General features: G+C 69.6%; 12 protein-coding genes. 3 read left to right on the top strand and 9 right to left on the bottom strand.

Annotated elements, in window-relative coordinates; translation table 11 throughout:
* Window positions 1-456: 456 nt before the first annotated feature.
* From RWO82_RS13625 to RWO82_RS13615, 3 genes are all read right to left on the bottom strand, one after another.
* Entirely contained in the window at window positions 457-2,031 is a 1,575-nt protein-coding gene (locus RWO82_RS13625; RefSeq protein WP_314427992.1) for a S8/S53 family peptidase, read from the bottom strand.
* A gap of 78 nt (window positions 2,032-2,109) precedes the next feature.
* On the bottom strand, window positions 2,110-2,583 hold the full coding sequence (locus tag RWO82_RS13620) for a hypothetical protein (protein WP_314427990.1): 474 nt from the start codon (window positions 2,581-2,583) through the stop codon (window positions 2,110-2,112).
* Window positions 2,573-3,238 carry a sigma-70 family RNA polymerase sigma factor gene (locus RWO82_RS13615; protein ID WP_314427988.1) on the bottom strand — a complete coding sequence of 222 codons (666 nt, stop codon included), beginning with the start codon at window positions 3,236-3,238 and terminating at the stop codon, window positions 2,573-2,575. Before RWO82_RS13615 ends, RWO82_RS13620 begins: the two co-directional genes overlap by 11 nt.
* A gap of 87 nt (window positions 3,239-3,325) precedes the next feature.
* Between RWO82_RS13615 and RWO82_RS13610 the strand changes: the two genes are divergently transcribed.
* Window positions 3,326-3,544, top strand: coding sequence for an SCO4848 family membrane protein (locus RWO82_RS13610; RefSeq protein ID WP_314427987.1), 219 nt, complete (start codon window positions 3,326-3,328; stop codon window positions 3,542-3,544).
* Window positions 3,545-3,592: 48 nt separating this feature from the next.
* On the opposite strand, the gene RWO82_RS13605 is transcribed toward RWO82_RS13610, so the two are convergent.
* Complete coding sequence (locus RWO82_RS13605) at window positions 3,593-4,033, bottom strand: hypothetical protein (protein ID WP_314427986.1); 441 nt, start codon at window positions 4,031-4,033, stop codon at window positions 3,593-3,595.
* Window positions 4,034-4,093: 60 nt separating this feature from the next.
* Window positions 4,094-4,591: a MarR family winged helix-turn-helix transcriptional regulator gene (locus RWO82_RS13600; protein WP_314427984.1), complete on the bottom strand. Its 498-nt coding sequence runs from the start codon at window positions 4,589-4,591 to the stop codon at window positions 4,094-4,096.
* A gap of 116 nt (window positions 4,592-4,707) precedes the next feature.
* On the opposite strand from RWO82_RS13600, the gene RWO82_RS13595 reads away from it, so the two are divergent.
* Window positions 4,708-5,499: an SDR family oxidoreductase gene (locus tag RWO82_RS13595; RefSeq protein ID WP_314427983.1), complete on the top strand. Its 792-nt coding sequence runs from the start codon at window positions 4,708-4,710 to the stop codon at window positions 5,497-5,499.
* A gap of 93 nt (window positions 5,500-5,592) precedes the next feature.
* Here RWO82_RS13595 and RWO82_RS13590 read toward each other — a convergent pair whose 3' ends face one another.
* Window positions 5,593-6,972 (bottom strand): MFS transporter, encoded by a 1,380-nt coding sequence (locus RWO82_RS13590; protein ID WP_314427982.1) that lies wholly within the window; start codon window positions 6,970-6,972, stop codon window positions 5,593-5,595.
* A gap of 74 nt (window positions 6,973-7,046) precedes the next feature.
* On the opposite strand from RWO82_RS13590, the gene RWO82_RS13585 reads away from it, so the two are divergent.
* Complete coding sequence (locus RWO82_RS13585; RefSeq protein ID WP_314427980.1) at window positions 7,047-7,628, top strand: helix-turn-helix domain-containing protein; 582 nt, start codon at window positions 7,047-7,049, stop codon at window positions 7,626-7,628.
* A 10-nt stretch (window positions 7,629-7,638) separates the two neighbouring features.
* Here the strand turns inward: RWO82_RS13585 and RWO82_RS13580 are convergent, their stop codons facing one another.
* The 3 genes from RWO82_RS13580 to RWO82_RS13570 all read right to left on the bottom strand — a co-directional run.
* Window positions 7,639-8,751 (bottom strand): aromatic acid exporter family protein, encoded by a 1,113-nt coding sequence (locus tag RWO82_RS13580; protein ID WP_314427978.1) that lies wholly within the window; start codon window positions 8,749-8,751, stop codon window positions 7,639-7,641.
* Window positions 8,752-8,913: 162 nt separating this feature from the next.
* Complete coding sequence (locus RWO82_RS13575; RefSeq protein WP_314427976.1) at window positions 8,914-9,600, bottom strand: hypothetical protein; 687 nt, start codon at window positions 9,598-9,600, stop codon at window positions 8,914-8,916.
* On the bottom strand, window positions 9,600-10,415 hold an 816-nt coding region (locus RWO82_RS13570; protein ID WP_314427974.1), incomplete at its 5' end, for an ABC transporter ATP-binding protein. The genes RWO82_RS13570 and RWO82_RS13575, both read right to left, overlap by 1 nt.

The following is a 10,415-nucleotide window of genomic DNA, read 5'->3' as shown; positions in this document are numbered from 1 at the left end:
GGACCGGATGCCGGGGCCTGGGACCGGATGCCGGGGCCTGGGACCGGATTCCTGGGGGCCGGCCCCGGCTGCCGGATACCGGAGCGGTTCGCCAGATGCATGCCGAGATCACGGATGCATGCCCGGATCGCCCGATCGAGCATGCATCCGTGTCCGGAGCATGCGTCTGCGGTATCCGGGATCGGGATCGGGCCGGGGATCGGGCCTGGACCGGATACCGGGGCCCGCGGGCCCGGCGACCGGATACCTGAGCGGTTCGCCAGACGCATGCCGAGATGACAGATGCATGCCGGGATCGCCGTATTGCGCATGCATCTGTGGTTTGGGCATGCATCTGGCCCGGCGGTCGGATGCCCTGGGGCCCGGTGGCCGGATGCCTGGGGCCCGGCGACCGGATGCCTGGGGCCCGGTGGCCGGATGCCCGGGGGCCCGGCGACCGGATGCTGGGGCGCCTGGTTACGTGCCGGTCTTCGGTGCGGGAAGCGTCGCGAGCACGGCGGCGACGGCCTTCGCAGCGGATGCCGCGGTGGCGCCCTGCACCGGCACCGTGCCCAGCTGTGCCGCGACGCGTCCGGCGACGTACGGCGCCGCGAACGAGGTTCCGCTCCAGATCGAGAACCCTCCGCGGTAGTCGTCGGGGTCGATGGTCTCGCGCCGCAGCCCTGCGATGTCGGCCCGGGTGGTCGCCTGCTCGCCGCCGACGAAGGCCGGTGACGTGCTGACCACGGCCGCCCCGGGCGCATACACGTGCACCCAGGGGCCGACGTTCGAGAACAGCGCGACCGATCGCGCCGAGGGGTTGAGCGCGCCGACCGACACGTGCGGCGCGTCGTGGTCGTGCGGCAGGCCGTTGTCGGCCCCGGGCCAGGGCCACAGCGATGCCGGGAACGACGGCCGATCGATCGCGTCGTTGCCCGCCGAGCACACCACGACGCACCCGAGCTCGCGGGCCGCGCTGAGCAGTGCGTTGAGGGTCAGGCTGAACTGACCGTCGACCGGCGTCTCGTGGTAGTACCCGAGGGACAGGTTGAGCACGTCGATCGGATGCCCGGTCGACGGGTCCTCGCGGTGCCGCCTCAGCAGTTCGACGACCTGCGCGACCGCGATCAGGAACCTGCTCTCGTCGACCACGCCCAGCGCACCGGCCACGCGGATCGACACGATGTCGGCATCCGGCGCCGTCTGCCGGATGATGCCCGCGATGAACGTGCCGTGCCCGGCGACGGCGTCGATCTCTCCGTCGAGCTGTCCGTAGAGATCGGGATAGCGTTCCGGGTCGGCGTCGTCGGTGAGGCCGATCGGCGTGCCGTCGATGTCGACGTGCCGCGTGACGATGTCGTCGGGCAGCCAGTCGTGCACGCCGCATCCCGTGTCGAGCACTGCCACGACCGGTCGGCGTCCGCGCTTCGGGGGCGCACTGCGTCGTGGTGCAGGTCCGAGCCAGGTCACCGGCTGACGTGCGCCTCGTCCGGGCTCGAGGTAGTCGTCGCTGCCGCCGACCCCTGCGCCCGCACCGCGCACCGGGTTCGTGCGCGTGAACGGGTTGGTGCGCGTGAAGGGGTTCGTGCGGGTGAACGGGTTGAGCCCGACCGGGTCGATCGACAGCACGTGCTCGAGGCTGGTGCGCGGCATCCACGTGCGGGAGCTGCGGCGAGCCCGCTGCAGCACGCGCCAAGCGTCGGGCGGAACCGGGGACTCCCCGCGGGTCGGCTCGTCGGGGGTCGTGAGGCGAGCGCGGAGGAATCCCGGAACGCCGGGCACCAGCGGGTCTGCCGCGCGCAGCGCATCGGGCGACTCGATCTCGAGCATCCAGCCGAACGAGCCGGCGGCGTCGCGCAGCTCGCGGATCTCTCGGTCGTACGCCTCCTGATCGGTGTCCTGATCCTGCGTGATCAGCAGGCGGTCCTGCAGGTACGCCGTGGGGAAGGCTCTGACTCCGTCGACCGGTTCGACGGAGGGATCGAGTGCGGTCCCTCGTCTGATCGATCCTTCAGCGCGATCCTGCCAGCTCCATCCCTCGGGCTGCTCCATCGTGGGTCCCCTCCTCGCGGGCGGACCCGCGGTCTGTGCGGGCTGACCCGCGGTCTGTGCGGGCGGACCCGCGGTGGATCACAACTCGAACTGCGGAGTCGACAGAGTGCGTTCCTCGTCGCCGACCGTGGTGCTGAGTCGCACGCGCGTGAGCCCGTTCGGCACGTCGTCGAACATGAACCGACCGGTGTCGTCCGCCGTGGTCGTGCGGATGCTCTCGCCCTGCGCCAGCTCGATCGCCCCCGAGACCGAGTCGACCCAGCCGTCGACGCGGTGGGCACCACTCGCGGTGCGCGTGACGTGCAGCAGGATGCTGGTGGTGCCGTCGCTGAACTGCAGGGTCAGTGCGTCGGCGTCGCCGCGCACGGCGCCGAGCGGTTCCTCGACGAGCGTGAGCAGCACATACTCGTCCGACAGGCCCTCGGTCGCCACGGCAGCGATCATGCGGTCGATCAGGGCTGCGGGCATTGGGTCGACGTGCCGCCAGAGAGATCGCAGCTGTGCGAACAGCTCGGCGTCGCCGGCGCTTTCGGGGCGGTCGTCACTGCTCATGATGCCCCCTCGGTCCCGGCGTCGGCATGTCGAGCAGTGCGCGGAGCTTGGCGAGACAGCGCTGTCGGGTGGGCCCGATGCTGCCGATCGGCATCGCGAGGTCGGCCGCGAGCCGGGTGTAGTCGGGCCGATCCTCGAAGGCGATCACCCGCAGCAGCCGCTGGCACCGATCGGCGAGACGGTGCACCGCGATCCAGAGCCGACGACTCTCGTCGCCGATCGTGGCGTGATGCTCGGCCGACTGCTGCTCGGGAAGCAGCGCATCGAGAGCATCCGACTCGGTGGTGTCGACCCTGTTGTGCGCCTTGCCCGCCCGCCAGGCTTCGCGGCGGGCGGTGGTGGTCAACCACGCCGAGACGGCTTGGGGATCGCTGATCGATCGGTGTCCGCGCACGAGCTGCAACCAGGTCGTCTGGATGACGTCTTCGGCGAGCGTGCGCTCGAGCCCGTAGGCCCGCACGACGTGCCAGAGCACAGGAGTCATCAGCCGCACGAGCTCGTCCATCGCGCGGCTGTCGCCGTCCCGCCATGCGTCGAAATACTGGGCGGCCCGCCTCCAGCGCGCCGCTCCGTCGTCCGGTGCAGGATCGAGGGCGGCGCCGTCGGGTGCGCCGTCGATCATGAGTCCCATTGTGATCACATCAGGAAGGAGCACGGCAAGAGCCTGCTGATACATGGACTCGGTGTGATTTCTCCGAGCATCGGGGGAGGTGCGCGGCGGTGTCGGGGTTAGCGTGGGGAGGTGATCGCTCTCGCCGTCGTCCTGTTCCTCAACGCCGCCTTCAACGCGCTGGTGTGGCCCCGCTTCTACAAGCGCGTCGCGACCGACCCTCGGGCTCGGGATGCCGACGGCAAGGCGACGACGTTCTTGAAGGTGCATGCCGTGCTGATCGCGATCGCCCTGGTGCTCGCGCTGATCTCGGTGATCGTCGGCATCGCGGGGCTCGCGGGAGCGCTCTGAGGCTCTGCGCCCTGGTCGGCCCGGAGGCGGTCAGGAGCGGGTGACCGGCTACTGCAGCTCGGTGATCCAGTCGGCCTGATCGTCGGATTCCGACCGCAGATAGACCTCCCGGCACGCGCCGACGGCGGTGGCGCCGCCCGCGGTGATCGCCTCGTTCAGCGCACTCCAGCTGGCGTCGATGGTCGACATGGTGCCGAGATGCGTGGCGGTGAACGCGGACTCCACGGCCGGCAGTTCGACGATCACGAGCCCGTCGACGGCCGGGCCGTCATAGACGAAACCGACCGTGATGCGCACGCCGCGCTTGGTCATGTCGTACTCGGCGATCGGGAGCCCCGGCGTCGCCCCCGCATCACTCAGGGCGTGGGCGACCCGGTCGAACAGAGGACCCACGACAGCCGCGATCTCGGGTTGTGAGGAGACGGTCTCGGTCAGCGACGCGAGTCGGACGAACGGGAGGGGCTTCTCGGTGATCACCAGAGCTGACATCGTCGTCTCCTCAGGTCGTGGGTGCGTGGCGCCGATCCTACGCGCGGACACCGACATCCGTCACGTGCGATCCACCGCCGGCCTCCACGCGTCATCCGCGCCGATCGCGGCCGAGATCCTCTGACTGATGGCGCGGAGCTGGCGGGTCTGCGTCGCGGTCAGGCTGCCGAAGACCAGTTCGCGGATGAGAGCATGGTGCGCCGGAGTGGACTCGGCGACCTTGTCATGCCCGCTCGGAGTGAGGATCCCTAGCGTGAATCGACCGTCGGTCGGGTCGGTCTCACGGCGCACCCACCCTCTCGCCTCCAGGCGGGAGACAGCGCGCGAGAGTCGCGAGAGGGTGCAGCTGGCGTAGCCGGCGAGAACGCTGAGGCGCAGTGTGCGATCGGGGGCGGAATCGAGCGCGTACAGGATTCCGTGCTCGAAGTGGGTCAGCCCGCTGTCGCGCTGGAGCTGGGCGTCGAGAGCGGTCGGGAGTCGCTCGAGCAGGGTGGCGACCGGTGCCCAGATGTCCAGCTCATCCGCGCTCAGCGGGTCGGCATTCGGCTGCTCAGGCATGGTGCGAGCCTACTCCATTCGTCAGGATTGACTTGCCTGCGCAAGTGACGCGCTGTAGCGTGACTTGCTCAAGCAAGTTGAATCGCGCCGTGGAGCGGCGTCGGCGAGGAGTTGTCATGGACCTGGGACTGCACGGCAAGAGAGCGTTCATCAGCGGCTCGAGTCAGGGGATCGGGTATGCCGTCGCAGCCGCCCTCGCTGACGAAGGCGTGGAGGTGGTGCTCAACGGGCGCGACGCCGAACGCCTCGACGGTGCGGTGGAGCGCCTGCAGGGCGAGCGGCCGGGCGCGCGCGTCTCGGGGCTCGCGGCCGACTTCTCGAAGCCATCCGAGGTGGCACGGCTCACCGAGGCATTGGGCGATGTGGACATCCTCGTGAACAACGTCGGACTCTTCGGACTCGCCGACTTCGAGTCGATCAGCGACGCGGAGTGGGCCCGGTACTTCGAGGTCAACGTCATGAGCGGTGTGCGGATGTCCCGCGCGGTGCTCGGCGGCATGCTCGGGCGGGGTCAGGGGCGGATCATCTTCATCAGCAGCGAATCAGGCGTCAACGTGCCGGCCGACATGGTGCACTACGGCATGACGAAGGCGGCCATGCTCGCGGTCGCGAACGGACTGGCGAAGCTCACCCGTGGCACGGCCGTCACGGTCAACACCGTGCTCGGCGGCCCCACGTTCTCCGACGGAGTGGCCGCATCCGTGGCGGCCGTGGCGGAGGCGCAGTCGCTCCCGGCGGAGGTGATGAAGCAGGCGATCATCGGCCAGAACCGCACGACGCTGCTCGAGCGGTTCATCGACCCGGCCGAGATCGCGAGCCTCGTGGCCTACCTCGCGAGCCCGCGGTCATCGGCCACGAACGGCGCCGCGCTGCGGGCAGACGGGGGTGTGCTCACGGCAACGCTGTGACGTCGCGGTGCGTGCCGGTGCGGCGGCGCGGACCGGTCGATGATGCCCTGCCCCGATGACGGCATCGATGCGGCTCCGGGACGCGGATGCCGCTCAGGCCGCCTCGTACTGCTTCGCGTGCTCGGCCCACTGCGACTCGACGGGCAGAGCCCGCAGCGCGCGATTGCCCAGGGCGAGGGCGACGGCGACGACGCAGAGCGCCGCGCACACGAGGATCGTCCCCTCCCGGCCGATCCAGGTGAGGCCGAATCCGGCGATCAGGGGTGCGAGCGGCATGGCGCCCATGCCGAGCACTGCAGCGGCGCTGTTCGCCCGCCCGAGCAGTTCGGTCGGCGTCGCGACCATGAAGTAGCCCATCATGCCGGCGTTGAGGGCGGGCAGCAGAAGCACCGATGCGCCGAGCACGGCGAAGATCGCCCACGGTTCGGTCGCCACCGAGAGCCCGACGGCGCCCAGAGAGGCGACCGCGAGGCCGCTGATCGCGAGCACGCCCGCCCGCACCCGCGGCACGAGCATGGGTGCGACGATCGCACCCGCGAGCATGACGGCGCCGATGCTCGCGCCGAGCGAGCCGATCAGCAGTTCGGAGTGCCCGGCCTGCTGCAGCGAGTAGATGACCGTCGTGATCGCAGCGTTGAACCCCAGGTTGATGATCGTGACGATCGCCAGCACTCCTCCGAGGTCGGGCCGGGAGAGCAGCCACGCGAAACCCTCTCGCAGCTCGGTCCACGCGCTGGTCCCGCCTCGCACGCCGGCATCCTGCGCGGAATCCGCGGATGAACCCAGACCGTCCGCGGGGTCCACGGCGGGTGGTGCCGCGACAGGCCGGGCGACCGTCGGATGCTCTGCGGTCTCCACTGCCACCCCGTCACCGGCACGGCACGTCTCGCGCTGCAGCATCCACGCCGTCGCTGCGGCCACCGCATGGCAGAGCGTCATGACGACGCCGACCAGCCAGCCACCGACGCCGAGGAGCAGCCCGCCCAGGGGGCCGCCGGCCAGCTGCAGCGCGGCATCCCGCCCCTGATTCGCCGCCTGCGCCCTGCCCATCGCTTCGTCCGGCACGAGCTCCTTGATCGCGCTCTCGCCCGCCACGTCGAAGAGGCCGCCGCGGGCGGCCAGCAGCAGGTTGGCCGACAACAGCGTGCCGAAGGTGAGTGCGTCGGCGAGGGCCAGCGCCGTGAAGGCTCCGGCCAGGAGGATGCCGACGAGCGAGCCCGTGAGCATGAGGACGATCCGTCGATGCCGGTCGGCCAGGATTCCGCCGACGAGCGTGAGCACGAGGCGCGCCGCCATGCCGGCGCCGCCGATGATGCCCGCCTGAGCCGGATCGTCCGTGACGATGAGGGCCAGCAGAGGGATCGCGAACGCGAACAGGGCGGCCGCGAGCCCCTTGCTGGTGTCGCTCACGAGCCACGTCAGGTAGAGGGTGTTCCGCCAGAGCCGATGAGGCGCGGTCACGGTCGTCGTCATGACGCCAGATTAGTTCCGCAAGAACACTTGCGCAACTAATCTTGCGCAATGAACGGTGCGGGTATGCTCGGAGCATGGCTCAGGGCATTCACGGCGAAGATCCCGTATGGATGACGACGGCCATGCTCAAGGCCTATACGCATCCGCTGCGGCGACAGATCCTGCGCCTGCTTGCCCGTCGCGATCACATGCGCGCGGCCGACATCGCAGCCGAGCTCGACGTCGCCGCCAACAGCGTGAGCTTCCACCTGCGCACTCTCGCGGATGCGGGCCTCATCGTCGAGGCTCCCGAGCACGCCCGCGATCGTCGTGACCGCGTCTGGGCACCGGTGAAGGGTGCGATGAGCGTGGGCGATCCCGACCACCCGGTCGCCGACGAGGAGCTCGGCGACGCCGTGGTGCGCGCCGTGGCCGCGGAGCACCAGGACCTTCTGCAGCGCGTGATCGCGTGGTCGCCCGAGTACTACGCGGGCCGAGCCTCGGGCATCCATGCGGTGTTCCAGCAGCGCACCACTCGGCTCACGGAGGCGGAGTTCACGGCCGTCATGGAGATCTTCGACAAGGCGATGGCCGATGCCGAAGCCGCGCACGATGACGACGACCCCGCAGGCCGCTTCTGGCAGGTCGATCTCGTCGCAGCCGACGACACGATCTGACGGTCGCGGGTCAGTCCTCGTCGTCCACCTCGCGATGACCGCTGAGGATCAGGATGCGGCGCAGATGCATGGCTGCCAGCACGCCCGGCCCCATCGCGCGGCGCACGTCAATCGTGCGGAGGTCGACCGTCTCGAGCAGCACACGGATCGCTCGCGCCGCCTCGCCCCGGGCTCGGTGATCTGCGGAGCTCAGCGGCTCCTCCTGAGCGATGACCACGGCGACCGCGTGGCACGCGGCCGACAGCGGCTCGGGGAGCGCGGCGTCGAGCTCCAGCGCCCCCGGGCGATCCCAGATCGTGTCGGCGATCTCGTCGGAGATGTCGCGGATCAGATGCGCGATGCGATCGAGGGCGGCGAGTTCGGTGTGCAGATGCCGCGTCTCCGCGCGGCGCCCCATGGCTCGGGGGTTGCCGCGGCGGCTGTCGTCGGCATCCGAGAGAGCCTTCTGCAGTTCTGCGGCCGTGTCGGCGAGAGACGCCGCGTCGTCGGCCCATTGCTCATGCTCCGGCGGCCACGACTCTGAGACCGCCGTACCGATGTCATGCAGGTGGTCGCTCAGCTGAGTGCGGAACGCGGCGACCTTGGCCTCGGCGGCGAGGGTGAGGGGGGCCGGCGCGATCACCAGGTTCACGAGCAGCCCGACGACCACGCCGACCGCGGTCTGCACCAGGTATCCGATGGAGTAGTCGTCGGCGTTCTGGCCGCCGATGATCAGCACGAAGAGAGCGGCCATGGGCACGTATTCGCGCCCCATGCCGAACCATCCGGTGCCCGAGACGAGTACTCCGATGCCGACCACGGCCGGGATCGTCCACCACGTCGGGCCGACGGTCAGCACGACCACCGCGGCCAGTCCGATGCCGGTCGCCAACCCGAGCAGAGTCTGCAGACCGGATCGCACCGATCCCATCAGAGTCGGATACATGCTGACCAGTGCCCCCAGAGGGGCGTAGTACGGGAACTGGTCGGTGACGCCGGGCATGTGCGGGGCGATCATCCAGGCGAGCCCGACGGCCAGCGCCGTCTTGGCGACGAGGAGCAGTCGGGCGGGGTCGACCGCCTCACGCAGAGCGCGCACCATGCCGGGGCGGCGTGCACGCACTCGCGTCCTGATGTTCGTCACGGGATCACGGCGTCCTCTCGTCATCCGTCCTGCAGGGAGACGCTAGCCGTTCGCCGTCTGTGCTCGCATCGGGTTGCGCATCGCCCATTGCACGAGGTAGCGCGCACGACGACGCCGACCGCCCCACGAGAGGACGGCCGGCGTCGTGTGATCACGCCCGGATCAGGGGATCGCCCTGCGGAAGGCGAGGAAGGAGATGCTCGCGAGCACCGCCGTCGCGAGGAGTCCCCAGAGCGCGAGGCCCACAGCGCCGGCGTCGAGAACGCCCCGCCACACGTCGTCCCACAGCTCGAGCCTGGTCGCGAGGAAGGCGAGTCCCACCAGCACGAGACCCAGTCCGACACTGACGATCGTGAGAACCGTGGGTCCCCAGCTCTTGTAGATGGTCGATCCGGTGAAACCGACGACGAACAGGAAGAGCGGGAGCGTGATGTACACCACGAACGCGCCGAGGGGGCCCGCCTCCCACAGCCACGGCAGGTGGAACACCCATCCGTTGATCCCGTAGCCGCCGGTCGCGAGTTCGATGCCCGCGCCGATCAGGAACAGCACGGCGATGAAAGCGCTGCCCAGCACCGCGGTCAGCAGCGTGCCGAGGAAGAACTCGCGGCGGGTGATGCTCAGCGCCTGCGAGAACGGGAAGGTGTACGTCATGGCGCCGATCCCGATGCCGAAGAAGTACCACAGGGGCGCCTGCGCGCCGCCGCCGTACTTCGGGCCGTCGGTCGGGATCATCGCGTAGATCAGCACCGAGATCACGACGGCGGAGCCGAGGATGATCAGCGGCACCCAGATGAACGTCTGACGGTTGATGAGCTGCAGGCGGATGACGTTGAGTGTGCGTCGCATCAGCGCACCTCCTCTTTCGGGGCCGACGATCTGGTGGCCGAGTCCGCCTCGGCCTTCTGAGTGAGGCGTACGATCAGCTGCTGCAGCGACACCGGCGCGAGGTCGAGACCGGATCCCGTGACCTCGGCGCGCTCGGCGGCGGACAGCGCTCCGAGCACCGTGACGGATGCCACGCGGCCCAACGCCTCGCGATGCAGCACCTCGCGGTCGGCGGCCCAGGCATCGACCTTGGCCGCGTCGCCCACCACCGTGACGGCGCGGTCGCGCACGGCATCCGTGTCTTCGTGCAGCAGGATCTTGCCGTTGTCGATCACGACGACCTTCTCGATGAGATTCGAGACCTCGTCGATCAGGTGCGACGACAGGATGATCGTGCGCGGATGCTCGGCGTAGTCCTCGAGCAGACGATCGTAGAAGATCTGCCGGGCGACGGCATCGAGACCCAGATACGGCTCGTCGAAGAAGGTGAGCTCGGCGCGTGAGGCGAGACCGATGATGACGCCGACGGCCGAGAGCTGACCGCGCGAGAGCTTCTTGATGGTCTGCTTCATCGGCAGCTGGAACTGCTCGACGAGCTCGTCGGCCAGCTCCTGGTTCCAGTTGGGGAAGAACAGGCTCGCGGCCTTGAACGCGTGACGCGGGTACGCGTCGTCCGGATACTTCTGGCTCTCGCGCACGAAGCAGATGCGGTTGAGCACGCGCGTGTTCTCGTAGGGGTGCTCGCCGAAGACGCGCACGGTGCCCGACGACTCGAAGTTCTGCGCCGTCAGGATCGACATGAGCGTGGTCTTGCCCGCGCCGTTGCGGCCGAGGAG

Source organism: uncultured Microbacterium sp. (genome assembly GCF_963521645.1).
In the GTDB taxonomy this organism is placed as follows: Bacteria; Actinomycetota; Actinomycetes; order Actinomycetales; family Microbacteriaceae; genus Microbacterium.
Note: the sequence above shows the minus strand (reverse complement) of the source record. Positions and strands in the feature narration are given on the sequence as shown.

What these genes read in the sequence shown, in the direction of transcription:
- RWO82_RS13625 (WP_314427992.1), bottom strand. Translation starts at nt 2,031, where the DNA reads ATGGAGCAGCCCGAGGGATGGAGCTGGCAGGATCGCGCTGAAGGATCG.
- RWO82_RS13620 (WP_314427990.1), bottom strand. Translation starts at nt 2,583, where the DNA reads ATGAGCAGTGACGACCGCCCCGAAAGCGCCGGCGACGCCGAGCTGTTC.
- RWO82_RS13605 (WP_314427986.1), bottom strand. Translation starts at nt 4,033, where the DNA reads ATGTCAGCTCTGGTGATCACCGAGAAGCCCCTCCCGTTCGTCCGACTC.
- RWO82_RS13600 (WP_314427984.1), bottom strand. Translation starts at nt 4,591, where the DNA reads ATGCCTGAGCAGCCGAATGCCGACCCGCTGAGCGCGGATGAGCTGGAC.
- RWO82_RS13595 (WP_314427983.1), top strand. Translation starts at nt 4,708, where the DNA reads ATGGACCTGGGACTGCACGGCAAGAGAGCGTTCATCAGCGGCTCGAGT.
- RWO82_RS13590 (WP_314427982.1), bottom strand. Translation starts at nt 6,972, where the DNA reads ATGACGACGACCGTGACCGCGCCTCATCGGCTCTGGCGGAACACCCTC.
- RWO82_RS13585 (WP_314427980.1), top strand. Translation starts at nt 7,047, where the DNA reads ATGGCTCAGGGCATTCACGGCGAAGATCCCGTATGGATGACGACGGCC.
- RWO82_RS13575 (WP_314427976.1), bottom strand. Translation starts at nt 9,600, where the DNA reads ATGCGACGCACACTCAACGTCATCCGCCTGCAGCTCATCAACCGTCAG.